At 66.4% G+C, this 20165-nt stretch carries 13 protein-coding genes; 11 read left to right on the plus strand and 2 right to left on the minus strand.

Annotated elements, in window-relative coordinates; genetic code table 11:
* The first annotated feature begins 18 nt into the window (after nt 1-18).
* The 6 genes from mtrB to secA all read left to right on the plus strand — a co-directional run bounded on the left by mtrB (nt 19) and on the right by secA (nt 9413).
* Complete coding sequence (gene mtrB, locus ACIPUB_RS16585; RefSeq protein ID WP_407608375.1) at nt 19-1830, plus strand: MtrAB system histidine kinase MtrB; 1812 nt, start codon at nt 19-21, stop codon at nt 1828-1830.
* Complete coding sequence (locus ACIPUB_RS16590; protein WP_407608376.1) at nt 1823-3538, plus strand: LpqB family beta-propeller domain-containing protein; 1716 nt, start codon at nt 1823-1825, stop codon at nt 3536-3538. The genes mtrB and ACIPUB_RS16590 overlap by 8 nt, the downstream gene beginning before the upstream one ends.
* A gap of 79 nt (nt 3539-3617) precedes the next feature.
* Nucleotides 3618-4499: a ComF family protein gene (locus ACIPUB_RS16595; protein WP_407608377.1), complete on the plus strand. Its 882-nt coding sequence runs from the start codon at nt 3618-3620 to the stop codon at nt 4497-4499.
* Between the two features lie 151 nt (nt 4500-4650).
* Nucleotides 4651-5367 (plus strand): ribosome hibernation-promoting factor, HPF/YfiA family, encoded by a 717-nt coding sequence (gene hpf, locus ACIPUB_RS16600; RefSeq protein ID WP_310288181.1) that lies wholly within the window; start codon nt 4651-4653, stop codon nt 5365-5367.
* 24 nt (nt 5368-5391) lie between these two features.
* Nucleotides 5392-6612: a winged helix-turn-helix domain-containing protein gene (locus ACIPUB_RS16605; protein WP_407608378.1), complete on the plus strand. Its 1221-nt coding sequence runs from the start codon at nt 5392-5394 to the stop codon at nt 6610-6612.
* A gap of 77 nt (nt 6613-6689) precedes the next feature.
* Entirely contained in the window at nt 6690-9413 is a 2724-nt protein-coding gene (secA, locus tag ACIPUB_RS16610; protein WP_407608379.1) for a preprotein translocase subunit SecA, read from the plus strand.
* Here the strand turns inward: secA and ACIPUB_RS16615 are convergent.
* Entirely contained in the window at nt 9410-10093 is a 684-nt protein-coding gene (locus tag ACIPUB_RS16615; protein WP_407608380.1) for an Rv3235 family protein, read from the minus strand. The genes secA and ACIPUB_RS16615 overlap by 4 nt on opposite strands.
* A gap of 53 nt (nt 10094-10146) precedes the next feature.
* The gene (locus ACIPUB_RS16620; protein ID WP_407608381.1) at nt 10147-10935 is read right to left on the minus strand and encodes a LysM peptidoglycan-binding domain-containing protein; all 789 of its coding nucleotides are present in this window, start codon (nt 10933-10935) and stop codon (nt 10147-10149) included.
* Nucleotides 10936-11056: 121 nt separating this feature from the next.
* On the opposite strand from ACIPUB_RS16620, the gene ACIPUB_RS16625 reads away from it, so the two are divergent.
* From ACIPUB_RS16625 to ACIPUB_RS16645, 5 genes are all read left to right on the plus strand, one after another.
* A complete protein-coding gene (locus ACIPUB_RS16625; RefSeq protein WP_407608382.1) occupies nt 11057-11602 on the plus strand; it encodes a hypothetical protein in 546 nt (181 codons plus the stop codon).
* A 193-nt stretch (nt 11603-11795) separates the two neighbouring features.
* Nucleotides 11796-12452, plus strand: coding sequence for an SAF domain-containing protein (locus ACIPUB_RS16630; RefSeq protein WP_407608383.1), 657 nt, complete (start codon nt 11796-11798; stop codon nt 12450-12452).
* Nucleotides 12449-13699: a CpaE family protein gene (locus tag ACIPUB_RS16635; RefSeq protein WP_407608384.1), complete on the plus strand. Its 1251-nt coding sequence runs from the start codon at nt 12449-12451 to the stop codon at nt 13697-13699. The genes ACIPUB_RS16630 and ACIPUB_RS16635 overlap by 4 nt, the downstream gene beginning before the upstream one ends.
* A 107-nt stretch (nt 13700-13806) precedes the next feature.
* The gene (locus ACIPUB_RS16640) at nt 13807-18621 is read left to right on the plus strand and encodes an NAD-glutamate dehydrogenase (protein WP_407608385.1); all 4815 of its coding nucleotides are present in this window, start codon (nt 13807-13809) and stop codon (nt 18619-18621) included.
* Between the two features lie 3 nt (nt 18622-18624).
* Nucleotides 18625-20097, plus strand: coding sequence for a histidine kinase N-terminal domain-containing protein (locus tag ACIPUB_RS16645; RefSeq protein WP_310288159.1), 1473 nt, complete (start codon nt 18625-18627; stop codon nt 20095-20097).
* The last annotated feature ends 68 nt before the right edge of the window (nt 20098-20165 follow it).

The following is a 20165-nucleotide window of genomic DNA, read 5'->3' on the forward strand; positions in this document are numbered from 1 at the left end:
CAGGAGGTGGCGGGAACCATGGACACCGTCGAGCCGGTGCGACCCGCACCCGCAACCCCGGCGCAACCTGCCCGGGTGACATCCTGGATCCGCCGCGCGCTGGCTGCGCTGGTGCGCACGCGCAACACCATGCGTTCGCGCTGGACCCGCTCGCTGCTCTTCAGGACGGTCACCTCCGCGATGCTGCTCAGCGCCGTGGCCATGCTGGGCGCCGGGGCTTTCCTGTCCAACCAGATCGCCACCGGCCTGTTCCAGGAGCGCTTCAACCAGGTCGAGTCCGAATCCCTGCGTGGGTTGAACCAGGTCCGCGCCATCTTCGACTCCGCGGCCACCACCGACCGCTCCAGCACGCACTCCCTGGTGACCAGCACGCTGAAGATCCTCGAGGGCGAGACGGCCCTGGTGCCGCGCGACTTCGTGCTGGTCCCGCTGCCCGGTGCCGACGACCTCTACGTGGGCCCCACCGCCAGCGGCAACCTGACCTCCCGCATCGTCCCGGAGGCGTTGGCCGACCAGGTCAAGGAGTCCAACGCGACCTACTGGCAGTCCATCGAGGTCAACGCCGGGGACAGCGCCGGGCCGGGCCTGATCTTCGGTACCAAGGTGACCCTGCCGCCGGGCCGCGAATACGGCCTGTACTTGGTCTACGACCTCTCCAGCGTGCAGGACACCCTCGACTTCATCAACCGGGCCATGGGCTTGATCGGCGGACTGCTGTTGCTGGTGGTCGGCGGCATCACCTGGTACGTGACCCGCGCCGTGGTGCGCCCCGTGGCGGCCGCCGCGCAGGTCTCCGAGAAGCTTGCCGCCGGGCAGCTGGAGGAACGCATGGTCGTCTCCGGGGAGGACGAGATCGCCCGGCTGGGCAACTCGTTCAACCACATGGCCGCGTCCCTGCAGGACCAGATCAACCAGCTGGCCATGCTCTCGCAGATGCAGCAGCGCTTCGTCTCCGACGTCTCCCACGAGCTGCGCACCCCGCTGACGACGGTGCGGATGGCCGCCGAGGTGCTTCACGACGCGCGCGAGGACTTCGACCCCATCAACAAACGCTCAGCGGAGCTGCTCTACAACCAGGTCGAGCGCTTCCAGATCCTGCTCAACGACCTGTTGGAGGTCTCGCGCTTCGACGCCGGGGTTGCGGTTCTCGATGCAGAGCCCACCGACCTGGTCTCCGTGGCCCGGCGCGTGATCGACGCCGCCACCCCGCACGCCGACGCCATGGGCTCGGTGCTGCGCCTGAGCACCCCGACCGGGGGAGCGGTGGCGGAAATGGATGCCCGGCGCATCGAGCGCGTGGTGCGCAACCTGGTGATGAACGCCGTGGAACACGGCGAGGGCAACCCCATCGACATCACGGTGGGCGGGAACGCCAACGCGGTGGCCATCACGGTGCGCGACCGCGGCATCGGCATGAGCCCGGAGTCCGCCGGCCGGGTCTTTGACAGGTTCTGGCGTGCCGACCCCGCCCGCGCCCGCACCACCGGGGGGTCGGGGCTGGGCCTGTCCATCGCGATGGAGGACACCCGGCTGCACGAGGGCAGGCTCGAGACCTGGGGGGAGCGCGGCGTGGGATCCTGTTTCCGGCTGACCCTGCCGCGGATCCTGGGAAACCAGATCGTCGCCTCGCCGCTGCCGCTGGAACCCATCGTGCTGGCGGACGCGGTCCTGGACGACGGCATGGTCGTCTCCTTCCCGTTGACCGGGGAAATCCCCGCCATCGGCTTCAAACCGGCACCGCCGCTGATCCCCGAGGAAACCCCGGGCAGCGACGCGGATGTCCAGGGCACCCCCGCGCGCACCCCAGGAAGGCACCACCCGCATGACTAGGAAACGCCCCTCGACCTCTTCGCTCCTGGCCGTGCTGCTGGGCGTGGTGCTGGTGCTCACCGGATGCTCGGAGATCCCGCGCAACTCGCCGGTGCAGTCCATCGCCCTGGACGGGAACAACAACGAGGAGGGCGGGGACGTGCAGTTTACCGCCCCGGGCCCGACGGAGGGGGACGGCCCGCGCGAAATCGTCGAGGACTTCATCCAGGCCGGCGTCGCGTCGCAGGACGACTACAAGGTCGCCCGCGAATACCTGACCCCGAAGCAGTCAGGTGTCTGGAAGGGCTCGGTGCGGACCCTGGTCTACGATGACCGCCCTTCGGTGATCCCCGGGTCCGACCCCAACACCTACACCATCCAGCTGGAGCTCGTCTCGGAGATCGACGAGGCGGGCATAATGACCGAAATGCCGCCGCACACCACCCGGGCGCTTGACGTATCGCTGGAAAAGGTTGACGGGCAGTGGCGCATTTCGCAGCTGCCCGACGGCATCATGCTGGACACCGCCAACTTCGCCCACGTCTTCTCCCCGCAGACTCTGTATTTCTACGACGTCACCTTCGAATACGCCGTGCCCGATGTGCGCTGGTTCCCGAACCGTACGGGCGTGGCGGCCGCCATGGTGGAGGCCCTGCTGGCGGGCCCCTCCGAGTACCTGGGAAACGCGGTGGTCTCCGCCTTCCCCGGAGGAAGCAGCCTGGTCCGTACCTCGGTGCCCATCGAATCACAGCGGGCCACGGTGGACCTGGGCTCGGCCACGTTCCTGGAGTCCACCGAGCTTTCGCGGCAGCTGATGCAACAGCAGCTTGAGCTGACCCTCGGAGGGCTGGGCAGGGTGCGCTCGGTGGTGATGAGCGATGAGCAATCCGAGATAAAGATCGGATCCAAGGACCCGCAGTTCGAGGTCGCGGAAGTCAACCCCGCCGTTCCCGACACGCAGATCGGGGTCGTCGACGATGCGCTGTACTACCTCAAGGGCAGGTCCCTGCGGTTGGTGGGCGGCATCGGCGACATTGCCGGATACCAGCCGCGGCTGCCGGCCATGAGCCCGCTGGGGAACCGCTATGCGTTCCTGAACGGATCCCTCACCTCCCTCATCGTCGTCGACGAGGAAGGCCGCAGTTCCGTGGTCGCTAGGGGCGAAGACCTGGTGCGGCCCTCCATGGACGCCCACGGATGGACCTGGACCGTGGACAATTCCTCGACCACCAGCGTGCTGGCGGTGCCCGCCGACACTACCGTGAACGGGAAGGTACGCCCGATCACCGCCGACGGCCTCACCGAGGCCAACGTCTCCTCGCTGCGCATCTCGCGCGACGGCACGCGCGCGTTGATCGTCTCCAGCAAGGACGGCGAGACCAGCGTGGCAATCGCCGGGATCCTGCGGGATGCGGACGGCGCACCGCGCGGCTTCGCGCCGCCGAAATACATCTACCCGGACGTACCTGCGACGCAGGCGGTGTGGAATTCGGATGTCTCGGTGATTGTTTCATCCGCCAGCACCACCGAAAGGGTCACGGCCGAGGAAATCAGCCTGACCGGCACCCGGGTCAAGTACCTGCCGCTGCTGGGGATGGTCGGCCTGTCCGCCGGGCCCGGGGATCGCCGCCCCGTCTACGCCGAGACGAATGACGAAATCTACTCGCGCGTGGGCAGCTCCTGGCATGAAATGGAAGACATGGTGCGGGACCTGTCCTACCCCGGCTGATCTGTGTGGGGACGGGACCGTCCACAGCACGTGGCCTGCGCGTCCCAGCCGCGGAACATGAGGGGACATGCTGGAAGGCATGAAGGACCGGAAGCGACCTGATCCCGACGCCATCTGCAAGCGGGCACTTCCCGTCGCCGGCGTTGCGGCACGGACCTGGCTTGGGCGTGTCGATGCCTGGTGGGCGCACGGTGCCGCGTACGCCGTGCGCTCGGCAATGCGAGGCACCGCGGCCCTGCTGCTTCCGGTGGATTGCGTCTGCTGCCGGCGTCCGGACGCCGTGCTGTGCGCCCCCTGCGCCAGGGCGATGCGCACCGCCTGCCTCCGCCCCCGGAGGGTCGAGCATCGTGCCGAGTCGCTGCCGCTGAATCACCGCAACGAGCCGCTGCCGGTGGTTGCGGCGGGCGCCTACGAACACGAGCTGGCCGCTGTCATCCTGGCCTTTAAGAACCGACAGATGCCGGGCCTGGTCGGAATCCTGGTGCCGCCGCTGGCCCGCGCCGTAAAGTCCGCCATAGACACGCTCGTTGAGCCCGGAGCGCCCGTGGTGCTGGTGCCGGTGCCCACCCGGCTGCAGGCGCGCAACCGGCGCGGTTATTTCCCGGTGGGCCTGTTGCTGCGCCGGCTGCGAAGAACGCGGGTGCTCCCGGATCGGGTGCTGGTCGCCGGGCTGGTGCGCTACCGGGCGACGCGGCAATTCACCTCGGCGCAGAAGGGCAAGGGGCGACGCGCCCGGGGCGCAGTGCGGAATTCGATGTGCGCGGGCGGCGGCGGATTGCCGGCCCGCCTCGCCGTCTTGGGTGCCCGGGTCCTGCTCGTGGACGATGTGCTGACCACCGGATCAACGCTTGCCGAGGCGAAACGCGTGTTGGCCGAGGCAGGGCTGCAGGTGTGCGGTGCAGTTGTCCTGGCGGCGACTCCGGCACCCGATGAAAAACGCGGTGTTCGCTCAACGCGATGAAGTAATAATCCGTACATCCTTGATTATCCTTCCATCTGTCATAGGGTGAGGTATGGGCACCCCGCAAGGGGAAAAGAACCCATCTTCAGCGACCGAAAGGAGTGAATTCCTCGGTCGCTGATGTGTCACCTGAGCAATGATGGAGGACACCATGGAGATGACGATCAACGGACGCAATGTCAGTGTTACGGATCGCTTCCGCGAGTACGTGGACGAGAAGATTGACAAGGTCGATCAGCTTGCAACGAAGATCCAGCGCTTGGACATCAAGGTCACCAAGGAGCAACACGCCCGCAACGCGGACACTGCTCTGACCGTCGAATTGACGGTTCTGGGCCGTGGCCCCGCGATCCGCGCCGAGGCCAAGGCCGCGGACAAGTTCGCCGCCTTTGACACCGCGTTTGCAAAGCTCCTGGAGCGTTTGCGCAAGGCCCGGGATCGTCGCAAGATCCACCACGGACGCCAGACACCGACGGCCGTCCACCAGGCCACCAGCAACCTGGAACCGGCCAACAGCACGCTTCCGCTGCACGAATCGACTCGCCTGGCCCAACAGGAAGAAGAAGCCCGGCTGGCCGCGGACGCCGACCAAAACGGCGCTCCACCCATCGAAATCCGGCGCAAGGTCTTCCCGGCGGAAACCATGAGCGTCGATGACGCGGTTGACCGCATGGAAATGATCGGCCATCCCTTCTACCTCTTCGTGGACGCGGCAACCGGGGCACACTCGGTCGTGTACGCCCGCAAGGGCAAGGGCACCCAGCAGTACTCCTACGGAACCATCACCCTGGATCCGGACGCCACCGACGAAGCGACCCTGGAGACCCGCCGATACCGCGACCCGGAACCGGCAACGGCCAACGCCTAGCATCGCGGGACCTACGATGGGTTCATGAGCAGGATTCTTTCCGCATCGCAGGCCCGCCGCATCGCATTGGCAGCCCAAGGGCTGCATCGGGTCCGGCCCACCGCACCGATCAACCTCGGTGCGGTGGGCCGGACCTTTGCGCGTCTGGAACTGATCCAGATCGACTCGGTCAATGTCCTGGCCCGCGCACAGTACCTGCCGATCTTCTCGCGGCTGGGCCCTTACGCCCCGGACCTTCTGGACAGGCTCGCGGTGAGACACCCGCGGAAGGTGGTTGAATACTGGGCGCATGAGGCCTCCCTGGTGCGCAGCGAGCATTTCCACGACCTCGTGCCGTGGCAGCAACGCTCCTGGCCCGGAAGCATGAAGACCATCGACGAAGACGGGCGAGTGCTGGCGCACCGGATCCTGGAGTTGCTTGCGCAGGGACCGGCGCTGACGGCCCGGGAAGTCGCCACCGAACTCGGCCATGAACATGTCAAGGACCAGGAATCCTGGGGCTGGAACTGGTCCGCAGTCAAGCGCGCCCTGGAGGCGTTGTTTGCGGAGGGAATGATCAGCACCGAGGGCCGCAACGGTGCCTTTGAACGCCGCTACACCTCACTGCACCGGGTGTTTCCCGAATCCCGTGCCCCCGCGACGGAGCAGGAACGCCGACGCGGGATGGAACGGCTGCTGCTGGCTTCCGCCAAGGCGCACGGGGTGGGCAGCGTGCACTGCCTGGCCGACTATTTCCGGTTGCCGCTGCGGCAAAGCGCCGTGGCGCTTGAAGACCTGGCGGGGCGCGGTGCGCTGGAACGCGTGGGCGTCCAAGGGCTGAAGGACGCATTCTATGTGCTGCCCGGAACCGTCGTTCCGCGGGCGGCGACCGGCCGGGCCCTGTTGGGACCTTTTGACTCGATGGTGTTCAATCGCCGACGCATCGAAAAGTTGTTCGGGTTCACTTACCGCCTGGAGATCTACACGCCCGAGGCCAAGCGCGTCTACGGATACTACGTCCTGCCGTTCCTGCTGGGGGAGCATCTGGTTGCCCGGGTCGACTTGAAGGCGGACCGGGCTAACAGGCTGCTCCTGGTCCGCGGGGCCTTCGCCGAGGCCGGCGCACCAAGGCAGACCGCGGCCGAGCTGGCAGCCGAATTGCGGCTCATGGCCCGGTGGTTGGGTCTCGATGAAGTGGTGGTTTCGGTTCGGGGGAATCTGGCAGCAGCCTTGGAGTTTTCACTTAGCTCGCCCGAATCCAGCTAAAAGCCACAGGTGAAAGCATTCCCTCACGTAGACTGAACACGCCAGAATTCCTGTGCTTGAGATTTGGGAGCTGCCTCGTGGCATCACTGCTTGAACGTATCCTGCGTACCGGCGACAAGAAAACGCTGAAGACGTTGCGCGGGTACGCTGACGCCATCAACGTGCTTGATAGCGAATTCCGTGCCCTGTCCGATGCGGAGCTGCGTGGTGAAACCGACAAATTCAGGGCGCGCATCGCCGACGGCGAGTCCCTCGACCACCTGTTGCCCGAGGCGTTTGCCGCGGTCCGTGAGGCCGCCGACCGAACCCTGGGCATGCGCCACTTCGACGTCCAGCTCATGGGCGGAGCAGCCTTGCACCTGGGCAATATTGCCGAAATGAAGACCGGTGAGGGCAAGACCCTTGTCGCCACGGCGCCGGCTTACCTCAATGCCCTGAGCGGCAAGGGCGTCCACGTGGTCACCGTCAACGACTTCCTGGCCGAATACCAGTCGGATCTCATGGGACGTGTCTACCGCTTCCTGGGGTTGACCAACGGCTGCATCCTGTCCAACCAGGACCCGGCGATGCGCCGCAAGCAGTACGAAGCGGACATCACCTACGGCACGAACAATGAGTTCGGCTTCGACTACCTGCGCGACAACATGGCCTGGAGCTCCGACGAGCTCGTCCAGCGCACCCACAACTTCGCCATCGTCGATGAGGTCGACTCGATCCTCATCGACGAGGCACGTACCCCGCTGATCATTTCCGGGCAGGCCTCGGGCGACGTGAACCGCTGGTACACCGAATTCGCCAAGCTTGTCACCCGGCTGTCCCTCGACGTCGACTACGAGGTCGATGAGAAGAAGCGCACCATCGGCGTGCTGGAACCAGGCATCGAAAAGGTTGAGGACTACCTGGGCATCCACAACCTCTACGAGGCCTCCAACACCCCGCTGATCGGGTTCCTGAACAACGCGATCAAGGCCAAGGAGCTGTTCAAGAACGACAAGGACTACGTCGTGATCAACGGCGAGGTCATGATCGTCGACGAGCACACGGGTCGTTCGCTTGCAGGACGTCGCTACTCCGAGGGCATGCACCAGGCCATTGAGGCGAAGGAAGGGGTGGAGATCAAGGCCGAGAACCAGACGATGGCGACCGTGACCTTGCAGAACTACTTCCGTCTCTACGAAAAGCTTGCCGGCATGACCGGTACGGCCCAGACCGAGGCCGCGGAATTCATGGGCACCTACAAGCTCGGCGTGGTGGAGATTCCCACCAACAAGCAACTGCTGCGCAAGGACCAGGCCGACCTGATCTACAAGAACGAGATCGCAAAGTTCGACGCGGTCGTCCAGGACATCGCCGAACGCCACGCCACCGGCCAGCCGGTGCTCGTGGGCACCACCAGCGTTGAGAAGAGCGAGTACCTGGCGCGGCTGTTGGCCAAGCAGGGAATCCGCCACGAGGTCCTGAATGCCAAGCAGCATGCCCGTGAAGCCGCGATCGTTGCGCAGGCGGGCAAGAAGGGCGCGGTCACCGTCGCCACCAACATGGCCGGACGCGGCACCGACATCATGCTTGGCGGCAATGCCGAGTTCCTGGCCGTCGCGGAGATGGAACGCCGCGGGCTGGACCCGGAGACGAACTCCGAGGAATACGAACGCGTCTGGGACGATGTCTTTGCCGGTGCCAAGGAGCAGGTGCAGGCCGAGGCCCAGGAAGTCACCGACGCCGGCGGACTCTATGTGCTGGGCACCGAACGCCACGAATCCCGCCGCATCGACAACCAGCTGCGCGGCCGTTCCGGGCGCCAAGGCGACCCCGGCGAGTCGCGTTTCTACCTGTCGATGACCGATGAGTTGATGCGCCGCTTCAATGCCGGCGCTGCCCAGCGGATCATGAACAACCCCTCGATGCCCGACGACGTGGCACTGGAATCCAAGATCGTTTCCAAGGCCATCGAGACGGCGCAGGCCCAAGTGGAAGGCACCAACGCCGAGCAGCGCAAGAACGTGCTGAAGTACGACGACGTGATGAACCGCCAGCGCGAGGCCATCTACGGCGATCGCCGGCGCATCCTCGAAGGCGGGGACCTGCATGAAAAGGTTGCGCACTTCCTCGAAGACGTGGTCAAGGCCATGGTCAGCGAGTCCACCGGCGAGGGCCATGCCGAGGATTGGGACCTGAAGCGGCTCTGGGCGAACCTCAAGCAGCTCTACCCGATTTCCATCACCCTCGACGAGGTTGCCGAGGAAGCCGGGCACCACGACGCCATCACCCCCGCGCTGCTCGAGCGGGAAATCCTCTCCGATGCCCGCCTGCAGTACGCGGCACGCGAGGAAGCTGTGGGCCAGGAAAACATGCGCGAGCTTGAACGACGTGTGGTGCTTTCGGTCATTGGCCGCAAGTGGCAGGAACACCTCTACGAGATGGACTATCTCAAGGAGGGCATCGGCCTGCGCGCGATGGCCCAGCGCGATCCGTTGGTTGAGTACCAGCGCGAAGGCTTCCTGATGTTCCAGACCATGATGGAGTCCATCCGCGAGGAAAGCATCGGCATGCTCTTCAACATCGAGGTTGAAACCCGCCAGGCACCTGCGGTTTCGCTGCCAGGTGTCACCGATGCCCGTTCCATGACCAACGAACCGGTCCTGAGCACCCCGGGGCTCGAAGCCCCGGCGCGCCCGTCCACCCTGCGCTACACGGCGCCGGAGGAGAGCGGCGAGGCGGCCACGCACATCGAGCGGACGCAAGGTGCCGAGGCCACGAAGACGGCCGGCGGCAACAAGAAGAAAAAAGGCAAGCGCCGCTAACCGATTTCGAGGGCGGTAACCTGCCAGCGTCCGTGCCACCGCTCTATTCTTAGGGCGGTGGCACGGACTTTTTGCATGTCCCGCAGGATCACTGCGGCCTCGAAGACCAGCGGCAGGACCTGGGTGATACGCATGCGCATGACCCGCGGATTGGAGTACGTGCAGTCAGCGGGGTCTGGCCGGTGAATCGCACCCAGACGCATGTGCTGCTCCAGCTTGTCCAGGCAAGTCGGGCTCAGGGCATGGTGAAGTTGGCGCACGGGACGGGCACCGGCCAGCACCTCCAGGACCGCAGGTGCCGCCGCGTGGACGACTGCCGCCACGGATTCTTCGAGGCCCAAAAGCGCGTTGGTGGGTGGGAAAAGCTGTTCGAGCACCACCCTTACCGCAGGGTTGGGGGTCCGTGCCGGATAATCCTCCTCGGACTCACAACCCAATTCCGCGGCGGAGTTCGCTTGGCGATCTTCGGAGGACGTTACGCCGCGCGGCGGTGACTCGGGGCCCGGCTCGGGGCTGAAGCACCTCCGGGGTCGGGATCCGGCTCCTGCGCGCAGCGCTTCGGGGAACCGCCTGACCTCGATCGGCGGTGCCGTTGCATTGCCCGGCGTTGCAAACACGTTCTCGTGCAAGAGCAGCGGCTCGGCGTTTGTTGTGGAAGGTGTGATCGCTGTGGTGCTCATGAGGGGCTCCTGGTGTGCGGGCAGGTTGTCGGTACGGGTGGCGAACCTGCAGGTCAGGATCGCAGTGATGCGCTTTGGGGTGCCTGAAGCACCATGCCGATGTAAAGCTTGTTGGGGTCCGGGCCAATGAGCTGGTGGTTGGCCTCGTACCAGCGCGGCCAAGATGCGGATATTTCCTCGGCGCTGGCACCTTCCGGCAGGTTTCGGGCGGCGATGGACCAGAGGCTGTCGCCGGGGCTTACGACCACTTCAGCGACGGGGCGCGTGTTGCCGCCCCCGACGAGCCGTTGCATCTGTAACGGGACCCGGTGGGGAATCCATCCCGGGCTGAGCAACTCGGTTTCGCCGGGCGGGACCACCGCTTCGGGCGGCAACTTCACGACCTGGTGGACAGGGAATGCCCCGGGGGAAGTCTCGGGCTGCATTTGCGGCAGTGCAGGGGCTTCAACGGAAATGGCGGTGGCGGCACCGGCAGGTCCGGCTGTGAGGGAGCACGTCGCCAGCACCAGCGATCCACCCAGGCCCGCAAGTGCCAGCCGGGCAACGAATGCGGGGACGACTCCGGCCAGGATCGCTGCTTGGCGCCGGTGGCCGCAGGCATATGCCAGACGGGCCACAAGTGCCAGTCCGAGGCAGACCAACAGCCAGGCGAGCACCAGCCCGCCCAGGAGGCCCAGGACCAATCCGGTGAGTTGTTCCAGCGACGTCGCATCGAGCGTCGTCCCGGTGAAGGAACGCGCGTCCAGGGAGAGCCAGATTCCCGCGCTTGCCCCAAGCATGCCCAGTGACAGGCAGGAAATGCCGGCGAGGGACAGCGTATCGCGGACGCCTTGGGTGACCATGCCGATCTCCTTAGGTGTTGTTTGATGTCATTTGATGTTGTTTGTAGAAGCATGATGACACTTCGTGATGGAGGAAGCTAGGGGGGTAGGCGGAAAACTTTTGAGCATCTAGGGTGTGCTCATGAGATGGGAAGCGCTCTTCGCAGATCTTGAAGCGGAATTCGGGGCCGAGGCTGCTCGGGAGCAGAACAGCGAGATCCAGGAATTAGTGCGGATCGAGCGTGCACGGCAGTCCTTGATGCAGCGGCTGGCCCGGCACGTGGGCACCCGCATTGACGTGCAGCTGCTGGGGGCCGAACGCATCGGTGGACGGCTGGCGGGAATCGGCAAGGACTGGCTGATGCTCCAGCACGGAGGTAGCGAGGAACTGATCCCCGTCCAGGCGGTAGCCTGGTGGGCCGCACTCGAGGCGGGACGCGCGCCCGAGCCCGGGGAGCGGCGGGTCAGATTCTCCCAGGCCCTTCGGGTGCTGGTGCGCGATCGGGCCCGGGTCAGCGTCGGCGGGATTGACGGCCAGCTTCTGGCCAGCGGCACCCTGGACCAGGTGGGTCAGGACTTCCTCGAGGTGGCGCTGCATGCCCGGGACGAGTTTCGCCGGCCCGGCGCGCTGTTGGGCAGGACCGTGATTCCATTCGCCGCGCTGGCCAGGGTGCGCCGCGAGGGCTGAGCGACTGGCCGCCAGTTATCCACATTGTTACGCGGCCTGCTGTTCACCGGTCGCCGCCGCGGCGTAGGGTGGCCCACAAGGACCGGAAAGGGACCAGTGGTCCCGGGGTTGGAGCATTCCATCCATCGTGCGCACCGGACAACGGACGGATGTCCGCGCGCGGGGAGATGGGCGGCGGAGGGTGCAATGGGACATGGACAAGGCACGCGATCAGGTTTCCGCGGCGGCGAGCCGGCTGGGCAGACCGAGCTGGAAGGATCCCCGGTTGTTGCTCGGCATTCTCATCGTGCTGGCTTCCAGCGTAGGGGTGGTTGCGTTGACCAGTTCGATGGATCGCACCACGCCCATGTACTCGGCCAAGTCAGACATCTCGCTGGGCGAGGAAATCACCGCTGACAAGCTCCACGTGGTCAACGTGAAGCTGGACGCGCTGGAAGCTGGCTACGTGCCGGCGGATCCCGGAATGTTGTCCGGGACGCGGGCCAACTCCCTGATCCGTGCCGGGCAGCTGCTTCCGCGCAGCGCGCTCGGGCTGAACGACGGCACCAACCGCCGCCCGGTCTCCATCGACTTGCCCGACGCCCTGCCTTCGGCCATCACCGCCGGTGCACATGTCGATGTCTGGGTGTCACTGAAGGACCGCTCGGCCAACGCCTATTCGCCACCCACCCTGCTGCTGCCCGCCGCGGAAGTGACGGCACGCACCGAACGCGCCACCGGATTCGGCGGCACCGCCGGGACCTTGGTCGAGATCCTTGTGGTGGACACCGGGTTGGCCGACCTGCTCGAGGCCATGGCCAACGATGCCCGCATTACAGTGGTCTTCAATCCCGGAGCCAGTGCCTCATGAACATTTCCGTGGTGGTGCACGGGGACGACGGTGTCGTGGTGGACAAGCTGGAAAGCCACCGCGGCGTCCTTACGGTGGCCCGCAGTTGTGCGGAAATAGCCGAAGTGATCGCGCTTTGCGAAACCGGGCTCGCCGACGCGGTCATCCTGGCCGGTCCGGCGGAAGAGGTGGATACGCAGGACATCGATTCCATGATCGAGCGCGGCGTTCCGGTGGTGGTGCTCTGCGACGACGTTGCGCAGGGCCAGCGGTTGGGTGCCGCCGGTGCCTACGTGTCGCCGACCGGAACGCCGGCGGCCGAACTGGGCATCCTGGTCACCCGCGCCCGTGCCGAGCTTGGCCACCGCGAGCGCGGACCCGACCCTGCCCACGCCGGCGAACCGGCGAAGGGGACGACGGGGAAGCGTGCCCGCGTCGTGGTCTTCTGGGGTCCGGTAGGGTCTACAGGTCGCTCCCTGGTGGCGTTGAACTACGCGGTTGAATGTGCCTTGGGCGACGAGGACGTGGTGCTGCTGGACGCCGACACCTACGGAGCGTCCCAGGCGGTGCAGCTGGGCCTGCTCGACGAGGCGGCAGGCATAGCCCAGATTTGCCGCACCGTGGATTCAGGCAGGTTCGATGCGACGAAGCTGGAGCGAATCTGTGCGCCAGTGGTGATTGCCGGTGCCCGTATGCGTGTCGCTACCGGGCTGCCGCGGGCCAGCCGGTGGCCCGAGCTGCGCCCGACCGCGCTGCGCCGGGCGGTGCTTGCCCTGCAGGAAGGCTGCGACACGATCGTCGTCGACGTCGCGGCTCCGCTGGAACTCGACGAGGAACTGTCCTTCGACACCGCTGCCCCGCAACGCAATGGCGTCACCGCGGCGATGCTGCGCGTTGCCGATGAAATCTACGCCGTCGGCGCGGCCGACAGCATCGGTGTGCCCAGACTGATCCGGGCGCTGGAGGAATTGCACGAGGTGCTGGGGGAGCTGGAGGTGAAAGTGGTCTTCAACAAGGTCTCCGCGGCCAATGTTGGCGCCTCGCCGCGCCAGGCCCTTGCCGAGACATGGGAGCGCTTCGGACCCGAGATCCCCGTCGCGGCCTACCTGCCGCACGACGCCGCGGCGGTCGACGCCGCCCTGCTGGCAGGCAGCGCCCTAGCAGAAATTGCCCCGCATTCCGGACTCCGCGTGGCGATCGCAGGCCTGGCCGGGCGTCGAATTAGGGCCAAAACGCCGCTTCTGCGCAGATTTACCCCCTCGATGTGACGTCCGTAACCCGGCGGGATAGTGTTGTAACACAAGCGTTGCGCAATGGAGCGAAACGCAAACTCGATATCCACGGAGGCGTTCTTTTGAACACGTCGGAGTCCAGCATGTCCGAAACTTTCATCGCTGAGACACTTACGCCCGATTTGGTAAACACTTACTACGGGCAATTGGCACAAGAGGACGAAGCGGGGTACTCGCCGCAGCAGCTCGAATCCCGGGTGGCTGCCCACCTTGACGTGGGGTGGCAGCGGGCGGCCAAGACCGCCGGCGTTGCTGTCACCCGGCACGGCGCGACCACCATGGTCTACGTGGTCACCGACGACATGCCGTTCCTGGTCGACTCGGTCACCGCCGAGATCGTGCGGCAAAAGATCGCCATCAACGTGGTCGTTCACCCCACCTTCCTGGTGACCCGCGATGCATCCGACGGACACATCACCACCCTCCACACCGTTTCCGCCAACAGCCACCTGGCCAGTGGCGACACTGCGGCAATGCCGTCGATCTCGGCGCTGGTCGCCGAAAACAGTGACACCGCCATCGAATCGTGGATTTCCGTTGAACTGGGCGGGGACCCGAGCGACGAGGCGGTCTCCGACCTGGTCGCCGGGCTCGAACGCATCCTGAAGGACGTGCGTGCGGCCGTTGAGGATTGGGTCCCGATGCGCAACAAGGCGCACGAGATCGCCGATTCGCTGGCCAACGTCACCGGCGCCGAGGACATCGCGGACCTGAACGCGGCCGTGGACCTGCTGCACTGGCTCGACGACGGCAACTTCACCTTCCTGGGTTACCGCGAATATGACCTCATCACCGAGAACAACGAAGACGTGTTGCGCCTGCAGGTCGAGTCCGGCCTGGGGCTGATGCGCAACGCGGTACCTGCAAGCGGCCTCCAGCACCTGACCAAGCGCGGCCGGGCCATGGCCCGCGACAAGCGCGCCCTGGTGATCACCAAGGCCAACTCCCGCTCCACCGTGCACCGCGGGATCTACCTGGACTACGTGGGCGTCAAGCGTTTTGACGCCGAGGGCAACGTCAACGGCGAACGCCGCTTCATCGGCCTCTTCGCCTCCAGCGTCTACACCTCCTCGGTACGCAGCGTCCCGGTGGTCCGCGAGAAGGTCGAAGCAGTGCTCAAGCGTGCCGGCTTCGCCCCCGACTCGCACTCCGGCAAGGACATCGTCACGATCCTGGAGACCTACCCGCGCGACGAGCTCTTCCAGATCTCCGTGGAGGACCTCACGCACACCGTGCTGGGCATCCTGCGCCTACAGGAACGCCGCCGCACTTCGCTTTTCCTGCGCCCCGACGTCTACGGGCGCTTCATGTCGGCACTGGTGTACCTGCCGCGTGACAGGTACACCACCGGCGTTCGCCTGCGCATCGAGAAAGAGCTGACGGCGGCGTTCAACGCCGAGTCAATGGACTTCGAGGTCCGCATGAGCGAATCCTCGCTGGTGCGGCTGTTCTACCGGATCCGCCTGCAGCGCCACGGGCTGACCCCGGTGGTCGACCGCGCGGCGCTGGAAACCCGCCTCGTTGCCGCCGTGCGCTCGTGGTCCGAAGGCATCGCCGTGGCCGCCAACGAACGGTACGGACCCGAGCAGGGCACCGAGCTGGCCGCCCACTGGGCCGAGGCCTTCCCCGCCGCGTACCGCGTTGAGTTCGAGGTCGAGGATGCCCTGGCGGACATCGAGCGCTTCGGGCTGTATGAAAAGCCCGGCCACACCGGGCCGGTCGTGAAGTTCGTCGTCCCCGAGGAGGACGAGGACTCGGAGATCAACGCGCGGATGAAGCTGTACCTCACGGCGCCGCTCTCGCTTTCGAAGATCCTGCCGGTGCTGCAGAACCTGGGCCTTGAGGTCATCGACGAACGACCCTTCGCCGTTACCCCCTCCCGCGCCGAGGACCGCTACCTCTACGACCTGGGCCTGAAATTCCCGGCCGGAATCGACCCGCTGGCCGCCGAGCCGATGCTCGCAGAGGCCTACGGCGCCGTCGTCACCGGCGAGGCCGAGTCCGACCACATGAACCGCCTGGTGCTGCTCGAAGGCGTGTCCTGGAGGCAGGTCGCGATGCTGCGCGCCTACTCGAGGTACCTGCACCAGCTGGGCGTCTCCAACTCGTACACCTTCATGTCCGACGCACTGGTCGGCAACCCGGAGGTCACCCACGGAATCATCGCGCTCTTTGAAGGCACCTTCAACCCTGCCCTCGGCGCCGAGGAATCCGCCCGGGAGATCGAGGCTGCCCACGCTGTGCTTGCCGAGGCCCTGGAAAAGGTGCCGACGCTGGATGCCGACAAGCTGCTGCGCCGCTTCGTGAACCTCATCGAGGCCACGCTGCGCACCAACTACTACACCGACCCGGCCGCGCTGGCCTTCAAGCTCATGCCCGGGAAGATCACCGACGCGCCGTTCCCGCGGCCCAAGTACGAGATCTGGGTCTGCTCCCCGCGGCTCGAGGGCGTGCACCTGCGCTTCGGCGAGGTTGCCCGCGGCGGGCTGCGCTGGAGCGACCGGCGCGAGGACTTCCGCACCGAGGTGCTGGGCCTGGTCAAGGCCCAGATGGTGAAAAACGCCGTGATCGTGCCCACCGGCGCCAAGGGCGGTTTCTACGCCAAGCAACTGCCCAACCCCGCCGAGGACCGCAACGCCTGGCTGGAAGAGGGAAAGGCCGCCTACCGCATCTTCATCCGTTCGCTGCTGGAAATCACCGACAACCTGGTCGCGGACGAAAACGGCGAGCGGGTCGTACCGCCCGCCAACGTGGTGCGTCTTGACGGGGACGACACCTACCTGGTGGTCGCCGCCGACAAGGGCACCGCTGCCTTCTCCGACATCGCCAACGCGATCTCCGCGGAGCGCGGCCACTGGCTGGGCGACGCCTTCGCCTCCGGTGGCTCGGTGGGCTACGACCACAAGGCCATGGGCATCACCGCCCGCGGTGCCTGGGAATCGGTCAAGCGCCACTTCACCGAGTTCGGCGTCGACACCCAGAGCCAGGAATTCACCGCCGTCGGTGTGGGCGACATGTCCGGGGACGTGTTCGGCAACGGACTGTTGCGCACCCGCACCGTCAAGCTGCTGGCGGCCTTCGACCACCGCGACATCTTCCTGGACCCGCACCCGGAGCCGGGAGCCTCCTTCGACGAACGGGCGCGGCTCTTCGAACTGCCCCGTTCCTCCTGGGCCGACTACAACAAGGAATTGATCTCCGCCGGCGGCGGGGTGTACTCCCGGGCCCTGAAGTCCATCCCGATTTCCCCCGAGGTGCGCGAGGCCCTGGGCCTGGGCACCACGGTCAGCTCCATGGCACCGAACGAGTTGCTCAAGGCCATCCTCGGCGCTCCCGTCGACCTGCTCTACAACGGTGGCATCGGGACCTACGTCAAGGCGTCCGGCGAATCGCACGCCGAGGTCGGGGACCGCGCCAACGACGCGATCCGGGTGGACGGGGCGCAGGTCCGGGCCCGCGTCATCGGCGAGGGCGGCAACCTGGGCATGACCCAGCGCGGCCGCATCGAGGCGGCGCTGCACGGGGTCATCCTGAACACCGACGCCATCGACAACTCCGCCGGCGTGGACTGCTCGGACCACGAGGTCAACATCAAGATCTTCGTTGACCGCATGGTCGTCGCCGGGAAGCTGGCGGCCTCGGAGCGCGCCGACTTCCTGCAGTCGATGACCGACGAGGTCGCCCGCCTGGTGCTGAAGACCAACTTCGACCAGAACGTCATGCTGCTCAACGACAAGCAGGAGCTGGCCGCCATGTCCCCGGCCTACGAACGGCTTATGGATTGGCTGGAGGAACACGCGGAACTGGACCGGGACCTGGAGTTCCTGCCCACCACCGCGGTGCTCGAGGAACGCCTGGCCGCCGGCGGCTCGCTGACCACCCCTGAGCTGTCGGTGCTGGTGGCGTACGCGAAGATCCAGCTGGCCGGCGCGCTGGCCGCCAGCGACCTGCCCGATGACCCGTACTTCGCCGCCACCCTGCGCAACTACTTCCCGGCACAGCTGGCCGAGCGCTTCGGCGCGGAGCTGGCGAACCACCCGCTGCGCCGGGAAATCATCGCCACCGTGGTGGCCAACGACATGGTCAACATCGGCGGCACCACCTACGCGTTCCGGGTCATGGAGGAGACCGGTGCCAACGAGGCGCAGGTTGCCAAGGCCTTCGTGGCGCTTCGCGAGATCTACTCCTTCGACGATGAGATCGGGGCGATCAACGCGCTTCCCGCATCCTTCGACGCGCAACACTGGTGCCGGCTGCACCTGGACATGCGCCGGCTGCTGGATAGGGCCACCCGCTGGTTCATCCACCATGTGGATCGCGACGAGCCGGTCGACGGTGCCATTGCGTCGCTGGCCCCCACCGTGCGGTCGCTGCGCCCGGTGGTCGGTTCGCTGCTGCGCGGGGCAGATGCCGAGCGCGTGGCCAGGTGGAAGGCCGAGGGGAAGGGCTGGGGGCTCGACGACGCCCTGGCGACCCGCTGGGCCGGTCAGTTCGAGACCTTCGTGTTGCTGGACATCGCCGCCCAGGCCAAGCGCAGCGGCACGGACGCCGTCGAGCTTGCCGAGGTCTACTACGTGCTCTACGACCGCTTCGGCGTGGACTCGCTGCTCGAGCGGATCACCGCGTTGCCGCGCGACGACAGGTGGAAGGCGCTGGCCCGCGCGGCCCTGCGAGACGACCTGTACTCGACGATCATCGACTTCACCCGCGACGTCGTGGCGGCCACGGACGGAACCGAAACCGACCCCGCGGCGCGCGTGGGTCAGTGGTTGGAAGCGAACGCGGCTAATCTTGATCGTGCACAGAACATGTTCGCGGAAGTGAACCGGCTGGAACGCGATGACATGGCGTCCTTGTCGGTGGCTTTGCGGCTGTTGCGTTCCATCGTACGGAGGTAATCCTTGGCCATCTTCACGGACCAAATTCGAGAGTCGGCCGATTTTGGTCCTGGGGATGAGGATTGGATCCACCTCCTGGTGGGGGACTGGCAACTCATCGCGGACCTGGCGTTCGCAGACCTGGTGCTGTGGTTTCCGGTGGAGGGCACGTACAAGGCCCTGGCCCATGTGCGTCCCTCCACCTCGCACACCGTCTTCCACACCGACTTCGTGGGCGAACGGATCCGCAAGGACCTCAAGCCGCTGGTCGAGCAGGCCTGGCGGACCCAGGACATCGTGCGCTCCGATGCCGGTGCGCCCTCGGCGGGGGAGCACTCGATGCTCATCGAGACTGTTCCCCTGGTCCGCAACGGGCGCACCCTGGCGGTGCTTTCCGTGCACTTCGACCTCGCCGGATCGCGCATGCCCTCGCGGCTCGAGCTGACCTACAAGCAATGCGCCGAGGACCTGCTGCGGATGTGCACCCGCGGGCTGTGGCCCGACTTCGCCACGCCCACCGGGTCCCGGCGCGGAGCCCCGCGCGTGGGCGACGGATTCATCCGCCTGGATGCCGACGCCGTGGTCCAGTACGCCAGCCCGAACGCCGTCTCGGCCTACCGCCGTTTGGGGGCGGCCGCAACGCTCGAGGGCAAGTCGCTATCGGAGGCGACGATGTCCCTGGTCAGCGACCGCCGGCTGATCGACGAGTCGCTCCCACTGGTGGTTTCGGGCAAGATGCCCTGGCGCACCGAGATCGAGTCGATGGGAGTGACACTGTCGCTGCGGTCGATCCCGCTGCGCAACGCCAAGGGGCGCTACGGCGCGCTGGTGCTGTGCCGCGACGTGAGCGAGCTGCGCCGCCGCGAGAAGGAACTGGTGTCCAAGGACGCCACGATCCGCGAGATCCACCACCGGGTGAAGAACAACCTGCAGACCGTCGCCGCGCTGCTGCGCATGCAGTCGCGTCGGATGAAGTCGGAGGAGGGCCGCCAGGGCCTGGACCAGGCCATGCGCCGGGTTGCCACGATCGCCGCGGTGCACGAGACCCTCTCGCAGGGGCTGAGCGAGAACGTGGACTTTGACGAGTTGATCGACAGGCAGTTCCGGCTGATAGTGGAAATCGCGTCGCCGGGCCAGAAGGTCAAGACCGAGCGGACCGGCGCCTTCGGGCAGCTGCCCGCGGAGCTGGCGACCCCGCTCTCGCTGGTCATCAACGAACTGGTCACCAACGCCGTGGAGCACGGACTGGCCGAGCGCGACGGCACCGTGGTGCTGGACGCCGGACGCCGGCGCAACGCCGTGGGCGCGGACATCCTGAGGGTAGCCATCAGCGACGACGGGGTAGGTCTGCCTCCCGAACCCCGCACGGAGGGCCTGGGGCTGCAGATTGTGCGCACGCTGGTCACCAGCGAGCTCGGCGGCAACATCCACTGGGAGGACCGCACAGGGTCCGGCACCCGTGTCGTCCTCGAACTACCGGTCGCTGCCAGGCGCTAAGCGCGGCACGGGCAAGGCAAAAGACGGGTGTGGCCCGGGTGCCGCGGGGACCCGGCCCCCCCCCGCGT

Source organism: Paeniglutamicibacter sp. ORCA_105 (assembly GCF_045798545.1).
GTDB lineage: Bacteria > Actinomycetota > Actinomycetes > Actinomycetales > Micrococcaceae > Paeniglutamicibacter > Paeniglutamicibacter sulfureus.

What these genes read in the sequence shown, in the direction of transcription:
- ACIPUB_RS16625 (WP_407608382.1), top strand. Translation starts at nt 11,057, where the DNA reads ATGAGATGGGAAGCGCTCTTCGCAGATCTTGAAGCGGAATTCGGGGCC.
- ACIPUB_RS16620 (WP_407608381.1), bottom strand. Translation starts at nt 10,935, where the DNA reads ATGGTCACCCAAGGCGTCCGCGATACGCTGTCCCTCGCCGGCATTTCC.
- ACIPUB_RS16595 (WP_407608377.1), top strand. Translation starts at nt 3,618, where the DNA reads ATGAAGGACCGGAAGCGACCTGATCCCGACGCCATCTGCAAGCGGGCA.
- ACIPUB_RS16590 (WP_407608376.1), top strand. Translation starts at nt 1,823, where the DNA reads ATGACTAGGAAACGCCCCTCGACCTCTTCGCTCCTGGCCGTGCTGCTG.
- hpf (WP_310288181.1), top strand. Translation starts at nt 4,651, where the DNA reads ATGGAGATGACGATCAACGGACGCAATGTCAGTGTTACGGATCGCTTC.
- ACIPUB_RS16635 (WP_407608384.1), top strand. Translation starts at nt 12,449, where the DNA reads ATGAACATTTCCGTGGTGGTGCACGGGGACGACGGTGTCGTGGTGGAC.
- ACIPUB_RS16615 (WP_407608380.1), bottom strand. Translation starts at nt 10,093, where the DNA reads ATGAGCACCACAGCGATCACACCTTCCACAACAAACGCCGAGCCGCTG.
- ACIPUB_RS16630 (WP_407608383.1), top strand. Translation starts at nt 11,796, where the DNA reads ATGGACAAGGCACGCGATCAGGTTTCCGCGGCGGCGAGCCGGCTGGGC.
- mtrB (WP_407608375.1), top strand. Translation starts at nt 19, where the DNA reads ATGGACACCGTCGAGCCGGTGCGACCCGCACCCGCAACCCCGGCGCAA.
- ACIPUB_RS16605 (WP_407608378.1), top strand. Translation starts at nt 5,392, where the DNA reads ATGAGCAGGATTCTTTCCGCATCGCAGGCCCGCCGCATCGCATTGGCA.
- ACIPUB_RS16640 (WP_407608385.1), top strand. Translation starts at nt 13,807, where the DNA reads ATGTCCGAAACTTTCATCGCTGAGACACTTACGCCCGATTTGGTAAAC.